We start from the raw sequence: 22,441 nt of genomic DNA, 5'->3' as shown, positions 1-22,441 counted from the left end.
AAATGACCATGACCTCCTTGACGAACCGTTTTAGCTGGCTGCGCGCCCTCTTGCTGGCCTGCGCCCTGTTCGCAGTGTTGCCCGCCCAGGCCGCCTGCGTGGCCGGCGCCTGCATCTCGGCCGGCCCGCGCCTGGCCAGCGTGAATTCGACGCAAAGCGCCCTGCTCAACCCGATGCTCGGCGGCCTGCTCGGCAGTAACGTCAACCTGTCGGTGGCCGACTGGAATGCCCTGGCCGGCGGCGACGTGAAGCTGCTCGACTTCCTCAATGCACTGAAGGTGCAGGCGAACGTCTCGAGCCCGACCCAGGCGCTCGGCACCGGCGTCACCCTGGGCCAGGTGAATGCCGCCCTCGGCGTGGCGGCCCAGCTCGAGGCCAAGACCAGCCTGGCCGGCGTGCTGAACGCGTTGCAGTCGCAGCTCGGCAACGCGAATGCCACCGTGCGCGTCGGCGACCTGCTCAAGGTCTCGACCGATGCCGGCGCGCTGGCCGGCGCCACCATCAATTCGCTCGACATGCTCACCGGCCTGATCCAGCTGTACAACCACCGCAACATGCTGACGACGCCAACCCCGATCGGCATTTCCGGCGGCGCGCTCGGCATGCTGGGCGTGGTCAACAACCTGCAGCTGTACGCCCAGGTGATCGAGCCGCCGGTGTATGTGTGCGGCCCGACCGGCAGCCAGTTCCACTCGGCGGCGATCCGCCTCAAGCTGAAACTCGACCTGGTCACCCTGAGCCCGGTCACCGACGCCCTGAAAAAGGTCGCCGGCGTTAACAGCGCCTCGCTCGCCATCGGCAAGCTCGACGTCTACGTGGAAGCGGCGCGCGGCGAAGGCAGCCTGGCGGCCGTGGACGCCGCCGCCAAGGCCGTCACGCTGCAGGTGGCGCCCGGCGTGGGCGACATCTACCTCGGCAGCATTCCCGACAGCGTGTTCTTCAACCGCACGCGCCGCTTGTCCGCCGCCGACGTCGGCTATGGCCAGATCGGCCAGCTGGTCCTGAACGGCATCAACGTCGCCATCGAGATCAAGACGACCGCGCGCGGCCAGGCGCCCTTCGCCACCAGCGTGACGATGTCCGGCAGCTTCCCGCAAACCCGCACCGTCAGCACCAGTGCCGCGTTCGTTACCGGCCTGACCGACAGCCTGGTCAACAACCTGTCGCTGCGCACCACCATCCTTACCGGCACCGTGCTCGATGCCCTGCTGGTGCCGGTCACGAACCTGCTCAACGGCTTGCTGCAGCCGGTGCTGAAACTGCTGGTGGTGGACACGCTGTCGCCGATCCTGACGCCGGTGCTGACTGGCGTCGCCGATCCACTCCTGAAACTGCTCGGCGTGGGCCTGGGCGAAATGACGGTCACCGTGAATGGCATCTGCCAGGCCTGCGACGATTTCCAGCTCACCAAGTCCGCCAACAAGGCGAATGCCGTGCCCGGCAGCGTGATCACCTACGAGATCGCATACAAGAACAGCGGCACCACCACCTTGTCAGGACTGGCGATCACCGACGCCACCCCGGCCTTTACCGCCTTTGTCGGCGCCGAATGCGGCGCCCTGCCGGCCGACCTGGCCAGCTGCGCGATCGCCGCCCAGCCCGCGGCCGGAGGCGATGGCCTGGTGGAGTGGCGGTTTACGGGGAGCCTGCAGCCGGGAGCGAGCGGGACGGTGAAGATCAAGGTAAGGGTGCTGTAGCACAAACCCGTAGGGTGGACGGCTATACCCTGGAATATGCATTTCTGCTGCCCGAATGCCGCCCACGCGTTCAACCACACGATGAAACTTCGCGACGAATCATCGGCTGGTTGAACGCGTGGACGGCGCGAATGCTACTGGGCCGCGAACTGAAGAGGTATAGCCGTCCACCCTACGGGTCTGTGCATCGTTCCCCGCACTGTCGTGAAGCGGCCCGGTAGCTGTACAATTTGTACAACACCACACGCCGCCCTCCCATGCCCAACCCCCGCATCCTGGTCCTGTACGCCCACCCGTCCCCGCACCGCTCGCGCATCAACCGCCGCCTGGCCGATGCCGCGCGCGCCATCGAGGGCGTGCTGGTGCACGACCTGTACGAGACCTATCCCGACTTTTACATCGACGTCGCGCGCGAACAGGCGCTGCTCGAAGCGGCCGAGCTGGTCGTGTTCCTGCATCCGATCCGCTGGTACAGCATGCCCTCGCTGATGAAGGAATGGGTCGACAGCGTGCTGGTGGCCGGCTGGGCCTACGGGCCCGGCGCCACGGCGCTGCGCGGCAAGGGCTACTGGCTGGCGGTGACGACCGGCAGCCCCGAGGAAGCCTACCGGGCCGGCGAACGGCACGGGCGCCCGTTCGCGGCCTACCTGCCGCCCTTCGAGCAGACCGCCCTCTTGTGCGGCATGGAGTGGTGGCCGCCGCATATCCTGCATGGTGCCCACGGCGCCGAGGATGCCGCCGTCGACGCCCACATCGCCGCCTTCCGCGCGCGCCTGGAAGCGTTCCTGCTCACGCCATCGAAAGCATAAGACATGGAACACAGCTTATTGGCGAACGCCGTCGTCTACCTGGCCGCCGCCGTGGTCGCAGTCCCCTTGGCCAAGCGCCTCGGCCTGGGCGCCGTGCTCGGCTACCTGCTGGCCGGGATGGCGATCGGTCCGTGGGGCCTGGGACTGATTCGCGAAGTCGAAACCATCCTGCACTTTTCCGAATTCGGCGTCGTGCTGCTGCTGTTCCTGATCGGCCTCGAGCTCGAACCGGCGCGCCTGTGGTCGATGCGGCGGCCGATCTTCGGCTGGGGCGCGGCCCAGGTGCTGGGCGTGGCCGGCGTGCTGTGCGGCGCGGCCGTGCTGGTGGGGATCGGTTGGCAGGTGGCGCTGGTGGGCGCGCTCGGGCTGTCGCTGTCCTCGACCGCGATCGCGCTGGCGACGCTGGGCGAACGCAACCTGATGGGCACCCCGGCCGGACAGGCCGGCTTCGCCATCCTGCTGTTCCAGGACATCGCCGCGATCCCGATGATCGCGCTGATTCCCTTGCTGGGCGTGGCGGCGGCCGACAGCGGCGCCGGACACGGCTGGCTCGACGCCGCGCGCCTGGGCGCGGTGATTGTCGGCGTCATCGTGGCCGGCCGCTTCCTGGTGCGCCCTGCCCTGCGCATCATCGCCAAATCCGGCATGCGCGAAATCTTCACGGCGTTCGCGCTGCTGCTGGTGATCGCCATCTCCCTGCTGATGCAATGGGTCGGCATGTCGATGGCGCTGGGCGCCTTCATGGCCGGCGTGCTGCTGGCGGATTCGGAGTATCGCCACGCGCTGGAAACCGACCTGGAACCGTTCAAGGGCTTGCTGCTCGGGCTGTTCTTCATCGCGGTCGGCATGGCGGTCGACTTCGGCGTGTTCCTGTCGAAGCCCTGGCTGATCCTGGGCCTGGTGCTGGGCTTCCTGGTCCTGAAACTCGCGGTCCTGTTCGCGCTGTCGACCCGCTTCGGCATCGCGCGCGGCCAGCGCTGGCTGTTCGCGTTCCTGCTCTCGCAAGGCGGGGAATTCGCCTTTGTCGTGTTCGGCGCGGCCGGGGCGGCGCGCGTCTTCACGCCGGAAGTGGGCTCGATCCTGGTGGCGACCGTCGCCTTGTCGATGGTGACCACGCCGCTACTGCTGCTCCTGCACGACAAGGTGCTCGAGCCGCGCTACCACGGCCAGAACCTGCGCGAGGCCGACGCCATCGAGGGCGACGAAGGCCACGTGATCATCGCCGGCTTCGGGCGCTTCGGCCAGATCGTCGGGCGCCTGCTCAACGCGAATCGGTTCAAACTCACAGTGCTCGACCACGACCCCGACCAGATCGAACTGCTGCGCCGCTTCGGCTGGAAGGTGTTTTATGGCGACGCCACCCGGGTCGACCTGCTGCATGCGGCCGGGGCGGCCAACGCGCGCGCGCTGGTGCTGGCGATCGACGACATCGAGGACAGCCTGGCCCTGGCCGACGCCGTACGCGAACACTTCCCCGACCTGCCGATCCTGGCGCGGGCGCGCAACGTCACCCATTATTATCAGCTGATGGACCGCGGCGTCACCATCATCGAGCGCGAAACCTTCGAATCGGCCCTGCAGCTGGGACGGCGCGTGCTGTGCCAGCTCGGCTACGGCGCCTACCGCGCGCGCGCGGCGACCCTGAAATTCCGCGAGCATAACAAGGCCAGCGTCGATGCCGTCTACCCGTTCTACAAGGACCGAGAGCAGTACGCCTCGATGTCCAAGCGCGCCCGTGACGAACTCAACGACATGTTCGCGCGCGACCTGAAGAACTATGAAAAGGAATCCGAGCGCGGCTGGGATTAAGGCGCGGTGGTTTGTACTGTATCCTTAAGGCAACAACGAGCTGACCGCTTACAAACCCGTACTGTGTGCGCCGCCGAAATGCCGTACTATCGGCGCATGGAAGAAATCAGTAAAAACGAAACATGTGCTGGCACCGCGCCGCCGTCCCGCGCCTGTTGCGGTCGCGAACGCCGGGTGAGCCGTCCGCGCCTGTACAATACCCGGTTTCTGCGCCGGGGGCGATCGTGAAAGAGCAAGCGCACCCGGACGCGTTCCTGGACAATGGCGGACGCCTCGGGCGCCGCATCCGCGACCGCGACTGGTCGGGGCACCCGCTCGGGCCGATCGCCGGCTGGGACGCCGCGCTGCGCACCAGCCTGGGCATCATCCTGAACTCCGCCTTCCCGACCTTCCTGGCCTGGGGCGAAGACCTGACCCTGTTCTTCAACGATCCCTACGAGCCGATGCTGGGCAAAAAGGCGGACAGCCTGGGTGCGCCCTACCGCGCGGTCTGGCATGAAGTCTGGGACACCCTCGGCCCCTACGTGCGCCGCGTGCTGGACGGCGAATCCTTCTTTTTCGAAGACTACGCGATCACGCTCGAGCGCTACGGCTATCCAGAACCGGCCTGGTTCACCTTCTCGTACAGCCCGCTGCGCGACGAACGCGGCAGTGTGCGCGGCATGCTCTGCACCTGCGTCGACGTGACCGGCAAAGTGCTGGCGCTGGCGCGCCACAAGGAAGCCGAAGAGCGCCTGGCGCTCTCGCTCGAAGCCTCGGGCAACATCGGCACCTGGTCGTACGACCTCGACGACGGCACCACCTACGTCGACGAACGCTTCGCGCGCCTGTTCCAGGTCGACGCGGCGCTGGCGCTGTCGGGCACCGAACTGGAACGCTTCACCGACATGATCCACCCGCAGGACCGGGCGCGCGTGGTGGCCGCGATCGCGGACGCGATCCGCGACGATACCCGTTACGACATCGATTACCGCATCCCGCAGCGCTCGGGCCTTGATGTCTGGGTCAATGCGCGCGGCAAGGTATTCGCCGACCCGGTCAGCGGCGGGCGCCGCTTCGCCGGGATCGCAGTCGACATCACTGCGCGCAAGGAGGCGGAAGCCGCGCGCAGCGCCAGCGAGGAACGCGCGGCGGCGGCCACGCTGCGCGCCGAGGACGCGCTGCGCCGCCTCGACGCCCTGTTCGACGCGGCCCCGGTCGGCATCGCCTACGCCGACACCGATGGACGCATGCTGGTGGCGAATGCCGCCGACCGTGCGATCTGGGGCGAGGAGCGGCCCGACAGCGGCGTGGCCGGCTATGGCGCCTGTAGAGGCTGGTTCCCCGGCGACGGTACCGAGCCTGCGCGGGCGCTGGCGCCGCACGACTGGCCGGTGGCGCGCGTGCTGGCCGGACGCGAGGCCGACGAGGCCGTGATCGAGATCGAACCCTTCGGCATGCCGGGGGTGCGCAGGACGATCCTGGTGCGCGCCCAGGCCATGCGGGATGCCGGCGGCGCCCTGGCCGGCGTGGTGGCGGTGACGCGCGACATCGGCGAGCAGGTCGCGGCCGAGCGCGCGCTGGCCGACAATGCCAACGAACTGCGCGCGGCGGCGCGCCGCAAGGACGAGTTCCTGGCGATGCTGGCGCACGAATTGCGCAACCCGCTGGCGCCGATCAGCAATGCCGCGCGCCTGCTGACGATGGCCGGCGCCAACGAGGCGCGCATCCGCAAGGCGGGCGAAGTGATCACGCGCCAGGTGCGCCACATGACGGCGCTGGTGGACGACCTGCTCGACGTCTCGCGCGTGACGCGCGGCCTGGTCGCGGTCGAACGCAAACCGGTCGACGTCGCCGCGGTCGTGCTGGGCGCGGTCGAACAGGCGCGCCCGCTGATCGAGGCGCGCGGCCACCGTTTCGAACTCGACCTGGCGGACCTCGAGGGCCTGGACGGCGGCGCGCGCATGCTGGGCGACCGCACGCGCCTGGTGCAGGTGCTGTCCAACCTGCTCAACAACGCCGCCAAATACACGCCGCAGGGCGGGAACATCGCGCTCGCCGCCGCGGTGCAGGATGGCGCAGTCGCCATCAGCGTGCGCGACGACGGCATCGGCATCGGTCCCGAGATGCTGCCGCACGTGTTCGACCTGTTTTCCCAGGCCGAGCGCACGCCCGACCGCTCGCAGGGCGGGCTTGGCCTCGGCCTGGCGCTGGTCAAGAGCCTGGTGCAGCTGCACGGCGGCCGGGTCGGGGCGCACAGCGCCGGGGCCGGGCGCGGCAGCACCTTCAGGGTGGTGTTCGAGCTGGTCGCCACCGGCGCGCCCGCAGCGGCGCCGGCCGCGCAACACGCCATGCCGGCCTCTAGGCAACAGCGCCTGCTGGTGGTCGACGACAACACCGACGCCGCCCAGTCGCTGGCCGAGATACTGGGCGCGCTCGGCCATCGGGTGGCGACGGCGGACGGTTCGCGCGCCGCGCTCGAGCGCGCCGCGGCCGCCTGGCCCGACGTCTTCATCCTCGACATCGGCTTGCCCGACATCGACGGCTACGCCCTGGTGCGGCGCCTGCGCGCGCTGCAGGACGGACGTCCGACGCGCTACATCGCCCTCACCGGCTACGGCCAGGCGCACGACAAGGTGCTGGCGCGCGGCGCCGGCTTCGACCACCATTTCGTCAAGCCGGTCAACCTGGACGCCCTGTGCGCCGTTCTCGACGATAATGCCTCCCCGGGCGCTGTCACTTCAGCGGCAACCATTCCACCATCGGCATCGACCGCACCCGCTGCGGCGCCGAACGCTTCGTAATCATGCAAAAACCTGACGCACAACCCGACCTCGCCTATAACGCCGCCGATTTCTGTTCCACCAAGGACGCCGCCCTGCTGCTCGGGGTATCGCATCGCACCGTCCAGCTGTGGGTCGAAAACGGCGCCCTGCAAGCATGGAAGACGGCCGGCGGCCACCGCCGCATCACCATGGCATCCGTGAACAAGCTGGTGAACGAACGGCGCGGCGTCACCGGGCCGGACACGCCGGCGCCCGCCCCCAGCACCAAGAAGCTGCTGCTGGTCGACGACGACGCCATGCTGCTGCGCCTGTACGAACTGGAGATCTCCGGCTGGAACCTGCCCCTGACCCTGATCAAGGCGCACAACGGCTTCGAAGCGCTGCTGCGCATCGGCGAGCAGCGGCCGGACGTGCTGGTCAGCGACCTCTCCATGCCCGGCATGGACGGCTTCCGCATGATCCGCACGCTGCGCGCCGACGCCAGCTGCGCCGGCATGGCGGTGATCGTGGTCAGCGGCCTGGACCGGCCAACGATCGACTCGATGGGCCTGCCCGGCGACATTCCGGTCTTCCCCAAGCCGGTACCCTTCAACCAGCTGCGCGCCGCCATCGAAAAGGCGCTGGCAGGATAAGGGTTTGCGGGCGGCTTCCCGCCGCCTGCGGTTCTTTACGATCGATTGTCACCACCATGCTTGCACCGCCACTCCCGTCCGACGAACAACACCGCCTCCAGGTCCTGCTCGACCTGAACCTGCTCGACACCGCCCCCGAGGAACGCTTCGACCGCATCACGCGCCTGGCCGCGCGCCTGTTCGGGGTACCGATCGCGGTGGTTGGCCTGATCGATGGCGAGCGCGAATGGTTCAAGTCGCGCATCGGCGTGCCCGAAACCGAAGTGGCGCGCCAGATGACCTTCTGCGCCCACGCCATCCTGCAGGACACGGTGCTGGTGGTCGAGGATGCCCTGAACGACGAACGCTTCGCCGACAACCCCTTCGTCTCGGGCGGGCGCGTGCGTTTTTATGCGGGCACGCCGCTGGCGGCGCCCGACGGCAGCAAGGTCGGCACCCTGTGCCTGCTCGACAGCGCGCCGCGCCGCTTCGGCGACGACGAGCGCACGCTGCTGCGCGACCTGGCCGCCATGGTCACCAATGAATTCGCCGCCGACGAACTGCGGCGCGCGCTGGCGCAGCAGCGCGACAGCGAAACCTGGCTGCGCGCCCTGCTCGAGCGCTTGCCGGAAGGCGTGCTGACGCTCGACGAGGACGCCAAGGTGTTGTCGGCAAACGCCGCCGCCGGGGCGCTGTTCGGCGCCGACCCGCAGCAGCTGGCCGGACGCAGCGCTCAGTCGCTCGCGGTCGAGTCGATCGCCGGGATGCTGGCGGCGCATGCGGATGGCGAAGTGCTGGCGGTCCAGGTCACCGCGCGCCGCGCCGACGGCAGCACCTTTCCGCTCGACGTCGCCGCCAGCGCGATCATGCTGGGCGGGCGGCGCCGTTACGCCGCCATCGTGCGCGATGCCGCGCCGCGGCTGGAGCAGGACTGGCGCCTGCGCGCCGCCGGCGAACGGCGCCACAAGACCTTCACCCATGCCGCGCACGAACTGCGCACGCCGCTGGCAAGCATCATGGGTTTTTCCGAACTGCTGATCAAGCGCGACTTCGACGCGCCGACCGCGCGCGAACTGCTCGAGATCGTGAACGCGCAGGCGAAGCTGATGTCGACCGTCGTCACCCAGACCTTCGACCTGGCGCGCATCGAGGCGGCCGGGCACGCGGGAATGCAGATCGAACCCGAACCGTTCGAAGCGCTGCTGGCCAAGGCGCTGGCCGGCACCGAGCCGCTCGGCCACAACGCGCGCGTGGTCGTCGAATGCGAACCGGGCTTGCCGCCGCTGGCGGCGGACCGCTACCGGCTGCCGGCGGCGATCGCGAACGTGCTGGCGAATGCGCTCACCTACTCCACTGCCCCGGTCGTGGTGCGGGCCTGGACGGACCCGGCGCCGGGCGCGGCCGCGGTACTGATCGACGTGCGCGACCAGGGCATCGGCATGACCCCGGAACAGCTGGCACGCATCGCCGAACCGTTCTACCGCGCCGCGGGCACGCCGGAGAGCGGCGGCACCGGTCTCGGCATGGCCATCGTGCAGGAGATCCTGCATGCCCACAATGGCAGCATGGGCGTGGTGTCGGCGCCGGGCGCCGGTACCACGGTGACGCTGCGCGTACCTGCTGCCGCTGCCGCCGCAGCCGGCGAGGCGACCCATGGTTGAGCCAATCCTGGTGGTCGACGACCAGCGCGAACTGCGCCTGCTGATCCGGCTCAGCCTGCTGACCCTGGGCCGGGTGGAAACCGCCGGCACGAGCGCCGAGGCCCTCGACAAAGTGCGCAGCGACCGCCCACGCCTGATCGTGCTCGACGTGTCGCTCGGTGCCGAGAGCGGACTCGACCTATGCCGCGCGCTGAAAAGCGACCCGGCGACCGCGGCGATCCGCATCGTGCTGCTGTCCGCCTATGGCCAGCAGGCCGACCTGGCCGCTGGCCTGGCGGCCGGCGCCGACAGCTATGTGGTCAAGCCGTTCAGTCCGCGCGACTTGCTGGAGACGGTCGCCGGACTGTTGGCCCATAAAAATCAGTAAATTCGATAACTTCGATCAAAATCGATAAAATCGATAGCAACATCGGGCAAAAGGCCATCTGGAATTTGCTCCACTGTCAAGAACGCCGAATCTCCTGTAAGATTGGCTCATACGTTGTTACGAGGCAATACTCGTGGCAAATTGCATAATCTCGGAGTCAATGATGAACCTTCGCCTGCCCTTCGCCGCCCTGCTGCTGTCGCTGCTGGTCCTGCCAGCCCATGCCGGCAGCGCGAATGCGCGCATGGAAGTGAGTTTCGTCGTCCACGCCGCCTGCACCGTCGACGCCCCCGGCGGCGGCGCCCCGCACGTCTCGTGCAGCGATGCGTCGCTCTACCGCGTGGCCCCGGCCGTCGCCGCGGCCCCGGCGGGTGGCAACGCCGCCTGGACCGTCATCTTCTGAAGCGATCCTTCCTCCGGCGGCGTACGCCGCACCGATAGAAAAACGGCCGTCATCGACGGTAATGCCGTTCAGTTAAGCAGATTGCGGCGCATTTCAGCCAGGACCGACCTCGGTTGCGAAAATGCGCGTTGCGCGATACGTAGGGTGGACTTAGTCCACGGCCCTTCTCATGCATATCGAGATGCGCTACGTAGACCGGAGCGCGCACGTACGGGCTTCCCCTAGCATGAAGGAGTGCAACGAAACGGCCGTGGACTGAGCGGTTCGCCGCCCGGTCCACCCTACGATTATCGAAACTCAGCCTGTGTGGCCTAGCTCACTGCTGGCAGAGAGTTCGTTCAGGCTTAACTGAACAGTATTACCGTCATCGACGGCCGCTTTTTTGTAGGGTGGGCACTCGTGCCCACGCGGTACCACCGTTGCATGTCGAGACGCTCGCCAACGCACGAGGCGCAAGCATCACGAGCGTGGCTCCACGTCTCGAAACGCACGCGTAGTACCGCGTGGGCTCGAGAGCCCACCCTACAAAACAACGATGAAAAAATGCGGCCGTCGATCGACGGCCGCATTTTTTATCCGGCCCCGTCTCAGAAATACACCGTCGCCGTCACCGTATCCTTGTACTCCCCCGGCGTGGGCGTGCGCTGCGCCGGTACGCGGCCGTGCAGCGGCAGGCTTTGCAGGGTGCCGGTGCCGGTCCCGGTCGCCATCGTGGTGCCGGCCGTGCCGTCGCCCCATGGCGCGCCGTCGGGCGTGGTGGAGATCAGGTAGCGCACCATCTCGCCGGTGGCGGCGTTGCGCATGCGCCGCTCGGCCACGCTGCCGTTGGCGCCGCCGTTGAGGGCAATGCGGTAGGCGCTGTTGGCCGTACATTGCACGCCCAGCGCGGCGCTGGCGCGCACGGCGCCGGTGAGCACGTCGCTGTTACCGAACGATAGATTGCCGGCGTTGATGACGCAATTGTTGACGACCGTGGCGCGCACCTGGAACGGCAAGGTCGTGGTGATGCCGGTGGTGCAGGACGGCGGGCCGACCAGGGTCGAGAGCGCATAGGTGAAGGTCGCGTCGGCGCCGAAGCTGCTGGCGTACACGGTATCGGCATCGCCGCTGGTGCCGACGCCGGCGAGCGCGCTGCCCGCGATCTTGCCGTAGATCGTATAGCTTTTGGTGTACACGCCGAGGCCCAGCAGGCCGGCCAGCACCGCTTCCCGGATCGGGGTCTGGTTGGCCGGCATGGCGGCGCCGCCCCACACGGCGGCGCCCGCATAGCTGCTGTCGGTGTACAGGTTGTACGGCAGGCGCGTGCCGCCGGCCGCCAGCGTGCGCGCGCCGCCATTGGCGCCGCCGCTGCCCGCACCCAGGCTGAGGCAATAGGTGATGTTCGGCAGCAGCAGGCTCGGAAATCCAAGGGCCAGCGTGCAGCTCACCGTCAGCGTGCCGCTGGCATAGTAATCGCTGCCCGAGATCGGGTTCACGTCGGCAAACACGACATCGGTCATCTTTGCGCTGCAGCTGTCGGCGGCATGTGCGGCGCCGCTGCCCAGTGCGAGCAGAAGCGCCAACGCAAGGGCCGGCGACATGCGCCATATGGTTGTTCCCGGCATCTTCATCCCTTATTTTCCTTTGTTTTCCTTGAGCGGCGCGCAGGCCAGCGGGCCGAGGGGCGCCAACGCCGCGCCTTGCGCCGCATTGAAATTGAACCGCACTTCGCAGGCGCCGCCCGCCGCGCGCAGCACCAGCCGGTTCGCCGGCCGCGCGCCGTCGACGAACACGACGCCATCGTAGCCGACGACGGTGGGCGCGCCGCCGTCGATCTCGACCATGGTGCCGAGCGGCGCCGGACGGCCGTCGGCGCCATGCACGATGACGCTCGCGGCCACGTAGCGTTCGACCGCGAAGCGCGCGACGATGCCGGATGCGCGCTGCGGCACCAGTTCCTGGCTGGTGCCGCGCACGTGAAAGTCGACCGGCAGCTCGGTGGTGTCGATCGACAGCATGTTGGCCGTGTAGGGCACCAGGTCCGGCACCAGGAAGTGCCCGCCGGCGTCGGTGCGCCCGATCCGGCGGTTTTCCTGCAGTACCGGCACGTCCGCCAGTCCGGTCGACACCAGCGCGAAGGCGCGCCCGACCTGGCGCGCCGCCAGCAGCGTGCCGTCCATCGCCACCACGGCGCCGGTCGCGCCGAGCGCGCGCGTGACGGTACCGCCGCCGCGCTGCACCAGCGCGCTGACCTGGCCGGCGCGGCCCAGGTAGTTTAGCTGTCCCTGGCTGAAGCGCCCGCCGCCCTGGTCCGCGTCCTGCACGCCCCAGCCCAGGCCGCCGCCGAAGTCGGCGGCGCGGCTGAGCGAGGCGTTCCAGGTCCGCGCGCCGTCGCGGCTGCCGGCGCCGGCGCTGGCGCCGACGCGGCCGGGCAAGCCCAGGTTGAGCGTCGCCGCCACGCCACGCGTGGCGTGGCGGCGCAGGTCCTGGTAGGCGTTGACGCTGAGATAAGCGTTGAAGTAAGCGCCGATACCCAGGCGCGCCGACCAGGCCAGCGAGGCCAGGCGCGTGCTGTCCTGCCCGGGCGGGCGGTAGCCGATGTAGCTGGCGCTCAGGCTCTGGCCGCCAGGCAGGGCCACATTCAGGCTGACACGGTCGTTGGCGCGGGCCACCGGGCTGCCCTCGGCCGTGCCGAGGTCGGCGTAGGCGCGGGTGCTGCGGGTGCTCTGGGCATCGAGCGACCAGCCGGCCGACAGGTACTGGTAGCCGGCGCTGGCCAGCATGCCCCCGCCTTTTTCACCCCGGCCGGCGCCGCTGCTGGCGGCGAGCGCACCCTGCAGGACGCCCAGTTGCCCGACGCGCAGCAGCGCGCCGGCGCCGCCGTTGACGAGCCTCCTTCCCGCCTCCAGGTGCGCCTCGAGGGTGAGCGTCTCGCTGTAGCCATGGCGCAGCGAGGCGCTGGCCAGCGGCCGGCCGGCGTAGCCGAACGAGCGCGCGCCGAAGTCGCGCCGCGGCACGCCGAACGCGAGCGCATAGTCGGACAGCCCCGCCGCCAGCAGGCGGGTGTCGATGTACAGCGGCAGCGTGGTGGCCACTTCGCGCCCGAGCGCGTCGCGGGTGACGACCGTGGCCTGGCCGGCGCCGTTCAGGCCGGTGATCCCGTTCAGTACGAAGGGGCCGTCCGGCACCTGCGCATTGAACTGCTGCATGCCGTTGACGTACAGGCTGACGCTGCTGGGCACGACGGCCGAACCTTTCAAATCGGCGACCGGATAGGTCACCAGGTCCGGGCGCAATTCGAAATTCTTGCGCCACTCGATGCCGGCCATGCGCAGCGAGCGCGTCCAGGTCAGCGAACGGTTGACCAGGTCGCCCACCTGCAGCGAGGACAGCGCCACCGGATCGGCCCAGCTCCAGGAAGTGTCGTGGCGCAGGTAGCGGCGCCCGGCGCCGTGCAGGGTCGCCACGCCGCTCGTGCTGAACACGCCGCGCGCATCGAAATAGCGCAGTTCGTTCAGCGCCGCCACGCGGCTGGCGCCGCTGCCCGACTGGGCGTACAGGTCGTAATTGAGGAGCAGGCCGGGACTGGCGCTGCCGGCGCGGACAGCGCGTTCGGGGCGGGCGTCGAGCTGGAGCGGCGTGCGCAGGGTGTCGGCCAGGCGCAAGGCGATGCTCTGGCGCGCGTTGTCCCAGGTGTAGGACAGGCCGGGCACGGCATCGAGGTCGACTTCGAGATCGGGAGCGCCGCGCAGGCCGAGTTTGTCGGTGTCGAGGCCGAGGTCGCGCAAGTCCTGCAGCGTGCTGCGCAGGGTGCCCGCGGGCGTGCGCACGAAGCGCGCGACGGCGCCGCTGGCGTCGCCGTTCAGGCTGGCTTCGAGAAAGAGTTCGACCGCCGCGGGCGCGCTTGCGGGCGCAGGCGCGTCCTGCGCCGCGGCGTGGCCGGCCGGCAGTACAAGCAAAGGCAAAAGCAGCAGCAGCGCTTGCGACAGCAAGGCGCGCCCGGACGCGTACGCCCCGCCCCGGCGGTTCTTCATCGGCACATCACGTCGATACGTCCCGCAAGGCAGGTCCTACGGCACCACGCCGGCGGTGGCGGTCAGCGGGCGGGCATTGACGTTGGCGCGCACGGTCAGCGGGCCGGACAGCTTCGCATCCGGCGCCAGCGGCAGGCGCAGGACACGCTCGCGCCCGGCCAGCGCATAGCCCAGCAGCCCTTTGCTCAGCTCGTATTCCTTGCCGGCGCCGTCGACCAGGGTGGCCGCGCCGATTTGCGCATGCAGGCCGCCGCTGTTTTTCAGTTCCAGCATCCAGGCGCCGCCACGCCGCACGACGGTCCAGGCGAGGTTCGGGGCGGAGGCTTCGTCGCTCGGGGCGACGAACACCGGCACCGAATACTGCAGGCGGATCGCCACGCCGCTGGTGGCTTCGTCGCCGCGCGGGATTTCGTCGATCAGGAGGCGATAGGCGCGCTCCGGGCCCGGCGCTGCGCCGCCACGGCGCACCAGGCGGATGGTCTGGCTGGTTTTCGCGGCGATTTCCATAATCGGCGGACTGGCGACCAGTTCGTCGGTCGGCGTCAGGACGTCTTCGCCGCCGCGCTGTTCCCAGGCGTAGACCCGCACCTGCCCGTGGATCGGCCGCTCGCCCAGGTTCTGCAGGCTGATACCGCCGGCCCCCTGGCTGGCGCGCAGGTTGATCAGCACCGGCGAGATCTGCAGGTTGGCGGCGAACACGGGCGCGGCCAGTGCCAGCGCGCAGACGATCACCAGGAGAAAGCGGAAGAGGGAGGAACGCGCCATGCTGAGCAACTAAAGAATCAGAAGTACACGGTCGCCGTGATGGTCGACTTGTAGTTGTCCGGCGTCGGCGTGGCCTGGGCCGGGATTTCGCCGTACACGGTCAGGTTCTGGGCGACGCCGCTGCCGGTGCCGCCGAGGGTATCGGTGCCCTGCGTGTTGCCCCAGGGCGAAGCGCCCGGCGCCTGGTACAGGTTGAAGCGCACAGTGCCGGCGTTGGCGCCGGTGCCGCTCAGGAAGCGGTCGGTGCCGCTGGAACCGGTGCCGGTGCCGGCATTCAGGCCGATATTGTAGGGCGTCGTATTGCTGCAGGTGACGCTGATGTTCGAGGAAGCCGTCACCGCGCTCGCCAGCACGCCCTGGGTCTGGCCGAAGTCGATGCCGTTGGCGGCGATCGCGCAGTTGGCAACGATGCGCATGGTCACGTCGAAGGTCGCAGCCTTGGTGCCGTTGCCATAGACGGCAGCGGCGGACATGCCAGGCGCGGCGGTGATGACGATGGCGGTGGCGGTGGCAATGGCGCGACGAAGATTCGATGCAGACATGTGGATTCCCTGGAGAGTGAGGCGGTTAGTTGCTATACATCAACTATGCCAGAGTTTCTCGAAATCAGCAAATACAGAAATATCAGCGAATTCAGTAATTGTTGCGTGGAAACATCACTGGTCGAAAAATATATCCGAATCCCTCATTTTTCGGGGCGCGCGAGTGCCGGCATTGCGCCATGCGGCAAGCGCACCGAGAACACGGCGCCGCCGCCGGGCGCGTCCTCGATCGTGACGGTGCCGCCATGCTCTTCGACGATGCGGCGGCAGATCGCCAGCCCGAGGCCGGTCCCGCCGGACGCCGCCGGCTGCCCTTTCGATTCGATCTGCACGAAGGGCTGGAACACGCGTTCGCGCATCTCGGGCGGCACGCCCGGTCCGCGGTCGCACACCGACAGGCGCGCGCCGCCGGCCTCCGCCACCACCTGCAGCAGCACCGGACTGCCGGGCGGTGCGACCTTGATCGCGTTCGACAGCAGGTTCGTCATCACCTGGGTCATGCGGTCGTAGTCGAAGGTGGCTTCGAGGGTCTCGGCGCCGGGTGCGCAGTCGAGCACCAGGGTGACGTCCCTGGCGGTGGCCATGCCGCGCATCGTGCGTTGCGCTTCGCGTGCCAGAGGCAGGACCGGCTGCAGCACCGGCTTGAAGGACATCATGCCGGCCTCGATCTTCTGGATGTCGAGCATGTCGTCGACCAGCCGGTTGAGGCGGATGCAGTTCGCGTGGCAGATCTCGACCAGTTCCAGCATGTCGGGCGGTACCGGCCCCAGCGCGCCGGCGGCGAGCAGTTCGAGCGAGGCGCGGATAGAGGTCAGCGGCGTGCGCAATTCGTGCGACACGGTGCCGACAAACTCGTTTTTCGCGCGGTCGATACGCTTGCGTTCGGTAATGTCGCGCAGGAAGATGCTGAAAGTGGTGCCGTCGCCCTGCCCGGTCAGGCCGCTGCTCATCTCGACCGGGATTTCCGCCCCATGGCGGTCGGTGACGATGCGTTCGACGCGGCGGTCGAGCACTCCGCCGTGCTCGTCGAGGAAGGCCAGGCCGGACTGGCCGGTCACGGGGCGGAACCGTTCCGGCAGCATCAGCTCGGTCAGGGGCTTGCCGATCGCTTCGTCGCGGCGCCAGCCCAGCAGCTGTTCGGCCTGGCGGTTCCACTCGATCACGCTGCCCGCGAGGTCGATACCGATAAAGGCATCCTGCGCCGTCTCCACGATGGCGCGGATGCGCGCTTCGCTGATGCGCACCGTGTCGAGCGCGCGCCGCAATTCGAGCGTACGCGCCTCGACCACCTCTTCCAGCGTGCCGTTCAATACCTGCAGCTGGCGGCGCCGTTCGTCGAGGTCGGCGACCAGTGCATTGAGCGAGCGGCTCAAGGCGCGCACTTCCTCGTAGCCGCCCTGGCCGCTCTCGATCTGCACCGCGCCGCCACCGGTGATGTCGCCGGCCGAACTGGCCAGCTGCTTGAGCGGGCGGGTGATGCGGCGCGCCACCCACACGCCGGCCAGCGAAAACAGCAGCGCCAGCGCGATGCCGCCGAACAGCAGCTGGGCGCGCAGGGCGTACACCGGGGCGTAGGCTTCGTCGAGGTCCTGGCGCACCATCACGACCCAGCCCAGGCCGGGATAGCTGGCGTAGCCGGTGCCTTTCTGGAAACCGACCAGGTACTTCTTGCCGTCCGGCCAGTCCTCGACCAGGAAATCGCCCTGGCGGGTCGGCGTCGCGCGCCGGAAACTCTGGAGGTCGAGCGTCTGCTCGACCAGTTCGGACGGCCCGAGCAGGACGACGCCCTTGCTGCTGAGGATAAGGGTCTCGAGCCGGGAATGGCGCGCGACCGAGCCGGTCACCGAACGTTCGACTTCGCGCGCCCAGTTCCACGACAGGTGCGCGCCCAGCACGCCCTGCACCTCACCCGTGGCGTCGGCAAACGGGAAGGCGACGTCGACGAAGCGGCGCGGCCCGCTCGCTTGCGGCGGCAGCAGCTTGTCCAGCAGCAGCGCTTCGTGGACGTCGCCGACGAAGCCGCCGCGCAAGCCTTCGCGGAACCAGGGACGGGCGGCCACATTCACCCCGACCAGCAGGTTGTTGCCGGACGCGAGCACCTTGCCCTTGACGTCGGCGATGCCGAGCCACTCGTAATAGGTATAACTCCGCTGCACCAGCGCCAGTGCCGCTGCGCGGTCGGCGTCGGCTTGCGCCGGGTCGTGCGACACCGCCTGGCGGGCGATCAGCGCCACTTCGCGGTAGCGCTCGAACATGCCGCGTTCGAGCTTGTCGGACGTCTGGGCCGCCAGGTCGGCCAGCCCTTCGCCGATCTGGGTTTCTATCTCGGCGATGGCGCGCCGCTCGAACAGCGCGACGAGCGCGATCGTGAGCACGATGGAGAGGAGCGAGAAGGCCAGCGCCAGCTGGGCTTCGAGACCGCGGGGAACGAATCGTAGTAGTTTGCCTTGCACCGGGCCCTCTATCGCGTGATCAAACCGGGATCAACGCTAACACATGCGGCATGGGTGCCGACGCACGTTCTTTCCAACGTAACCAACTCTCCGTAAACAGTTTCCGTAAATCACTTCCAAACTGACCGACTTTCGGTCAGCGGCTACGCATCTGTAGCGCATCCGCCACGCATCCGGCCTACCCGGCGGCCGTCTTCGTGCCCGGCCGCGCCAAGACCATCCCGAGCCGCAGCGCGGCATCGGTCACCTGCGCCAGCGGCGGCTGGTAGCCGTTGTCGATCCAGCGCAGCGCGATGTGCATCACCCCACCCACGATGCCGGCCTCGAGCAATTCGTCCGAGGGTGCATCCGCGGGGGCGATCTGGCGCGCCACTTCCGCCCCGATCGCGCGCAGGGCGGCGTCGAAGGCGCGGTCCACGGCGCGGCTGACGCCGCGGATCTCGACCAGGTAGACGCGCGCCGAAGCCGGTTCGCGCTGCAAGGCGCTGAAGTAGGCGTCGAGCATGGCGCGGGCACGCGCAATACGTCCGCGCCCGGCGTCGCGCGCGGCGGCCGTGATCTGGTCGAACACGGCGTAGGTCACCGCATTGAACGAGGTGACCAGCAGCTGTTCGCTGTTCTCGAACGATTCGTAGAAATAGCGCTCGGTCAGCCCGGCCGCTTCGCAGACGGCCTTGACGGTGGCCTGGCGGTAGCCGCGCTCGCCGTACACGGCAATCGCAGCGGCGATCAGTTTGGCGCGCCGCTCGGCACGGCGCTGCTCGGGGGAGACGCCGCGGTAAGCCCGGGCTGTCGTGGGTTCCTGGTTCATGCCGCTATTTTGACATATTTACTTATCGCAACGAATGTGACAACATACTGTGTCAAATGTGTGCACGAATCAAATGAACACCCTCTCAAGCGCCGGCGACGGCGACATCCTCGACGTGCTGATCGTCGGCGCCGGCCTGTCGGGCATCGGCGCCGCCGCCATGCTGCAGCGGCGCCTGCCCGGCAAGCGCTACGCGATCCTCGAGGCGCGCGCCGCCATCGGCGGCACCTGGGACCTGTTCCGCTACCCCGGCATCCGCTCCGATTCCGACATGTACACGCTCGGCTACGGCTTCAAGCCCTGGGTCGACGCCAAGGCGATCGCCGACGGGCCATCGATCCGCGCCTACATCCGCGAGACCGCGCACAGCCACGGCATCGACGCGCACATCCGCTTCGAACACAAGGTGGTGCGCGCATCCTGGTCGAGCACGCAGGCGCTGTGGACGGTCGAAGCGGAAGTCGGGCCACTGCGCGAGCCAGCGACGCTGCGCACGCGCTTCCTGCACATGTGCAGCGGCTACTACGACTACGACCGGGCCTACCGTCCGCGCTTCGAGGGCGAGGACGATTACGGGGGCCGCATCGTGCAGCCGCAGTTCTGGCCGCAAGACCTCGACTACGCCGGCAAGCGCGTGGTCGTGATCGGCAGCGGCGCCACCGCCGTGACCCTGGTGCCGGCCATGGCCGCCACCGCGGCGCACGTGACAATGCTGCAGCGCTCGCCGAGCTATGTGGTGTCGCGCCCGTCCGAATACCGCTTCGCGCGGCGCCTGCAACGGCGCCTGCCGCCGAAGCTGGCCTACTGGACCACGCGCTGGCGCGTGATCGCCGAATCGATGCTGCTGTACCGCATCGTGCGCGCCAGGCCGGACCTGGCGAAGAAGAAGATCGTCGCGATGGCCGCGCAGCAGCTGGGACCGCACGTGGACGCCGCCCATTTCACTCCCGACTACAAACCCTGGGACCAGCGCGTCTGCGTCGTGCCCGACGGCGACCTGTTCCGCGCCTTGCGCGATAGGCGCGCCGAGGTGGTGACCGACCATGTCGCACGCTTCACGCCGGGCGGTATTTTCTTGAAATCGGGCCGCGAACTGGCGGCCGACGTCGTCGTCATGGCCACCGGCCTGTCGTTGTCGGTGCTGGGCGGCGCCCGCATCGAGGTCGACGGCCAGGCCTACGACCCGAGCGCGCACATGGCCTATAAAGGCATGATGCTGAGCGAACTGCCCAACAGCGTGATGACCTTCGGCTACACAAATGCGTCGTGGACGTTGAAAGCCGACCTGACCGCGGCCTGGGTGTGCCGCCTGCTGGCCTACATGGACCGCAAGGGCCAGGCGATCGCCGTGGTGCGGCGCGAAGCCGGCGTCACGCCCGAACCTTTCCTCGGTTTCACCTCCGGCTACGTGCAGCGTGCCCAGTCGCTGCTGCCGCGGCAGGGGTCGCGCCGTCCCTGGCAGGTGTACCAGAACTACCTGCAAGACATGTTCACCATCCGCTTTGGACGCATCGCCGATGGCGTGATGCGCTTTGGACCGAAAGGAAGCCTGCCATGAATGTATCGAACCGGGTCGCCGTGCTGACCGGCGCCGCCGGCGGCATCGGCCGCGCCACCGCGCTCGCGCTGGCCCGTCGCCACTGCCACCTGGCCCTGGCCGACATCGACGCCGCCGGCCTGGCCGAGACGGCGGCGCTGCTGGCCAACCTCGGCGTGCGCATCACCACCCACCCGCTCGACGTGGCCGACCGCGACGCCGTGCGCGCCCTCCCGGACCAGGTGCACGCCGCCCACAAGCGCGTCGACCTGCTGGTCAACAATGCCGGCGTGGCGCTGGGCGGCAGCTTCGAGCAGGTCAGCGAGGAAGACTTCGACTGGCTGATGGACATCAATTTCAACGGCGTAGTGCGCATGACGCGCGCCTTTTTGCCGCTGCTGCGCAGGAGCGACGAGGCGCGCATCGTCAACGTTTCGAGCATCTACGGCATCGTCTCGCCGCCGGGCCAGGCCGCCTACTCGGCCAGCAAGTTCGCGGTGCGCGGCTTTTCCAACGCGCTGCGCCACGAACTCGAAGGCAGCACGGTGGCCGTGAGCGTCGTCCATCCGGGCGGCGTGGCCACGGGAATCGCGCGCAATGCGCGCGTGCCGGCGGACGCACCGCTCGACGAGATCGAACAGGGACGCGCGCAAGCCGAAAAGCTGCTGCGCCTGGCGCCGGCGGCGGCCGGCGAGATCATCGCGCGCGGCATCGAAGAGCGCCGCTCGCGCGTCCTGGTCGGCACCGACGCCAAGGTGGTCTCGCTCCTGGAACGCCTGTCGCCGGTGAATTACTGGCGCATCCTCAAGAAAGCGACCGCCCGATGACGATCCTCCTGGTCCTGCTGGCCATCGTCGCGCTCGTCCTTGCCGGCCTCGTCTGGTTCACGGCGCGTACCGCGCGCCGCATCGAAAGCTATCTGCCGCCGAAGGGCAGTTTCGTCGACGTACCCGGTGCGCGCCTGCACGTGCGCGAGGCCGGCAGCGGCCCGGCGATCCTGTTGCTCCACGGCCTGGGCGGCCAGAGCGCGCACTTCGACTATGGCGTGTTCGCGTCGCTGGCGCGCGCGCACCGCGTGGTCGCCGTCGACCGTCCTGGCTCCGGCCATTCGCAACGCGATCCGGGGACGGCGGCCGACCTCCCGGCCCAGGCGGCGGCGCTGGCCGCGCTGATCGGCAAGCTCGGCCTGGAGCGCCCGACCGTGGCCGGGCACTCGCTGGGCGGTGCGCTCGCGCTCACGCTGGCGCTCGCGCATCCGGACAAGGTCGGCGCGCTGGCGCTGGTGGCGCCGCTGACCCACGTGCAGACAGCGCCGCCGGCCGTGTTCAGGGCACTGGCGATCGGCTCGCCCTGGCTGCGCACGCTGTTCGCCTGGACCCTGGCCACGCCGGGTTCGATCGCCGGCGGCCACAAGGTACTCGCCGCCGTGTTCGCCCCGGAACGCGCGCCGCGCGACTTCCCGGTGCGCGGCGGCGGCATGCTCAGCCTGCGCCCGCGCCAGTTCCTCGCGGCCTCCGCCGACATGCAGGCCCTGCCCGCCCACATGCCGGCGCTGGTGGCGCGCTACCGCCAGCTGGCCTTGCCGACGGCCGTGCTGTACGGCCGCGACGACGCCATCCTCGACTGGCGCCAGCACGGCCAGGCCCTGGCCGACAAGGTGCCGGGGCTGCGCCTGGAGCTGGTCGACGGCGGGCACATGCTGCCGGTGACCCAGCCCGAGGTGGTGGCCGATTTCGTGGCGCGCTGCGCCAGGTTGGCCGTGCCGGCCGTGGCCTGAGCCGCCCGATCGCGTTTCTTCGCTGGCGGGCATGCCCGCCCTACGGATCACGGCCGTCCCATCCGTCCGCGCTTCGCGTTTTTCTCTGGCGGGCATGCCCGCCCTACGAATTGCGACCATCCCCGTCCGTCCGCGCTTCGCGTTTCCTCGGTGGCGGGCATGCCCGCCCTACGACCACGACCGTCCCATCCATGCGCACTTTGGCGCTGTGCACCGTAGGGCGGGCATGCCCGCCGTTCGTGTCTCTCCGGCATACGCGATGCCAGCCGTTACGCGCACGGCAGACTGGATTGCGCGCAGCTGTCTCGGACGACGCTGGCGGCTGGTCGCGGGCGCAGGTAAAAGCATGCGCACGAATGGCGGGCATGCCCGCCCTACGGACGATCGCTACCCGGCAGGCATCGCCCATTTGCACGCGCGC

At 69.0% G+C, this 22,441-nt stretch carries 17 protein-coding genes; 11 read left to right on the top strand and 6 right to left on the bottom strand.

The window, feature by feature from the left end; translation table 11 throughout:
- The first annotated feature begins 8 nt into the window (after positions 1–8).
- The 8 genes from IFT60_RS00175 to IFT60_RS00140 all read left to right on the top strand — a co-directional run bounded on the left by IFT60_RS00175 (position 9) and on the right by IFT60_RS00140 (position 10,122).
- Positions 9–1,697 (top strand): DUF11 domain-containing protein, encoded by a 1,689-nt coding sequence (locus tag IFT60_RS00175; RefSeq protein ID WP_192048209.1) that lies wholly within the window; start codon positions 9–11, stop codon positions 1,695–1,697.
- Positions 1,698–1,954: 257 nt separating this feature from the next.
- Positions 1,955–2,506 (top strand): glutathione-regulated potassium-efflux system oxidoreductase KefF, encoded by a 552-nt coding sequence (gene kefF / locus IFT60_RS00170; protein ID WP_192048207.1) that lies wholly within the window; start codon positions 1,955–1,957, stop codon positions 2,504–2,506.
- A 3-nt stretch (positions 2,507–2,509) separates the two neighbouring features.
- On the top strand, positions 2,510–4,315 hold the full coding sequence (kefC, locus tag IFT60_RS00165; protein WP_192048205.1) for a glutathione-regulated potassium-efflux system protein KefC: 1,806 nt from the start codon (positions 2,510–2,512) through the stop codon (positions 4,313–4,315).
- Positions 4,316–4,539: 224 nt separating this feature from the next.
- Positions 4,540–7,098 (top strand): hybrid sensor histidine kinase/response regulator, encoded by a 2,559-nt coding sequence (locus IFT60_RS00160; RefSeq protein ID WP_192048203.1) that lies wholly within the window; start codon positions 4,540–4,542, stop codon positions 7,096–7,098.
- Positions 7,099–7,100: 2 nt separating this feature from the next.
- On the top strand, positions 7,101–7,712 hold the full coding sequence (locus IFT60_RS00155; protein WP_192048201.1) for a response regulator: 612 nt from the start codon (positions 7,101–7,103) through the stop codon (positions 7,710–7,712).
- A 56-nt stretch (positions 7,713–7,768) separates the two neighbouring features.
- Positions 7,769–9,352, top strand: coding sequence for a sensor histidine kinase (locus tag IFT60_RS00150; RefSeq protein ID WP_192048199.1), 1,584 nt, complete (start codon positions 7,769–7,771; stop codon positions 9,350–9,352).
- A complete protein-coding gene (locus tag IFT60_RS00145; RefSeq protein WP_192048197.1) occupies positions 9,345–9,719 on the top strand; it encodes a response regulator in 375 nt (124 codons plus the stop codon). The genes IFT60_RS00150 and IFT60_RS00145 overlap by 8 nt, the downstream gene beginning before the upstream one ends.
- Before the next feature lie 160 nt (positions 9,720–9,879).
- The gene (locus IFT60_RS00140; RefSeq protein ID WP_192087910.1) at positions 9,880–10,122 is read left to right on the top strand and encodes a hypothetical protein; all 243 of its coding nucleotides are present in this window, start codon (positions 9,880–9,882) and stop codon (positions 10,120–10,122) included.
- Positions 10,123–10,709: 587 nt separating this feature from the next.
- Here IFT60_RS00140 and IFT60_RS00135 read toward each other — a convergent pair.
- The 6 genes from IFT60_RS00135 to IFT60_RS00110 all read right to left on the bottom strand — a co-directional run bounded on the left by IFT60_RS00135 (position 10,710) and on the right by IFT60_RS00110 (position 18,706).
- Positions 10,710–11,702, bottom strand: a complete 993-nt coding sequence (locus tag IFT60_RS00135; protein ID WP_192048193.1) for a Csu type fimbrial protein — start codon at positions 11,700–11,702, stop codon at positions 10,710–10,712.
- A gap of 33 nt (positions 11,703–11,735) precedes the next feature.
- Positions 11,736–14,135 (bottom strand): fimbria/pilus outer membrane usher protein, encoded by a 2,400-nt coding sequence (locus IFT60_RS00130; protein WP_192048191.1) that lies wholly within the window; start codon positions 14,133–14,135, stop codon positions 11,736–11,738.
- Positions 14,136–14,171: 36 nt separating this feature from the next.
- Complete coding sequence (locus IFT60_RS00125) at positions 14,172–14,900, bottom strand: fimbrial biogenesis chaperone (protein WP_192048189.1); 729 nt, start codon at positions 14,898–14,900, stop codon at positions 14,172–14,174.
- Positions 14,901–14,917: 17 nt separating this feature from the next.
- Positions 14,918–15,442 (bottom strand): Csu type fimbrial protein, encoded by a 525-nt coding sequence (locus tag IFT60_RS00120; protein ID WP_192048187.1) that lies wholly within the window; start codon positions 15,440–15,442, stop codon positions 14,918–14,920.
- Between the two features lie 143 nt (positions 15,443–15,585).
- Entirely contained in the window at positions 15,586–17,895 is a 2,310-nt protein-coding gene (locus IFT60_RS00115) for a sensor histidine kinase (protein ID WP_192048185.1), read from the bottom strand.
- A gap of 178 nt (positions 17,896–18,073) precedes the next feature.
- Positions 18,074–18,706, bottom strand: a complete 633-nt coding sequence (locus IFT60_RS00110; RefSeq protein ID WP_192048183.1) for a TetR/AcrR family transcriptional regulator — start codon at positions 18,704–18,706, stop codon at positions 18,074–18,076.
- Positions 18,707–18,779: 73 nt separating this feature from the next.
- Here IFT60_RS00110 and IFT60_RS00105 point away from each other — a divergent pair, with 73 nt between their 5' ends.
- Genes IFT60_RS00105 through IFT60_RS00095 form a run of 3 tightly spaced genes read left to right on the top strand, consistent with a single transcriptional unit; the run spans position 18,780 to position 22,020 of the window.
- Positions 18,780–20,264 (top strand): flavin-containing monooxygenase, encoded by a 1,485-nt coding sequence (locus IFT60_RS00105; RefSeq protein WP_192048181.1) that lies wholly within the window; start codon positions 18,780–18,782, stop codon positions 20,262–20,264.
- Positions 20,261–21,070: an SDR family NAD(P)-dependent oxidoreductase gene (locus tag IFT60_RS00100; protein WP_192048178.1), complete on the top strand. Its 810-nt coding sequence runs from the start codon at positions 20,261–20,263 to the stop codon at positions 21,068–21,070. The genes IFT60_RS00105 and IFT60_RS00100 overlap by 4 nt, the downstream gene beginning before the upstream one ends.
- Entirely contained in the window at positions 21,067–22,020 is a 954-nt protein-coding gene (locus tag IFT60_RS00095; RefSeq protein ID WP_192048176.1) for an alpha/beta fold hydrolase, read from the top strand. Before IFT60_RS00100 ends, IFT60_RS00095 begins: the two co-directional genes overlap by 4 nt.
- Positions 22,021–22,441 lie beyond the last annotated feature (421 nt).

The organism is Massilia sp. CFBP 13721, from assembly GCF_014842025.1.
Taxonomy (GTDB): Bacteria; Pseudomonadota; Gammaproteobacteria; order Burkholderiales; family Burkholderiaceae_D; genus Telluria.
This window is presented reverse-complemented; position numbering and strand designations above follow the sequence as displayed.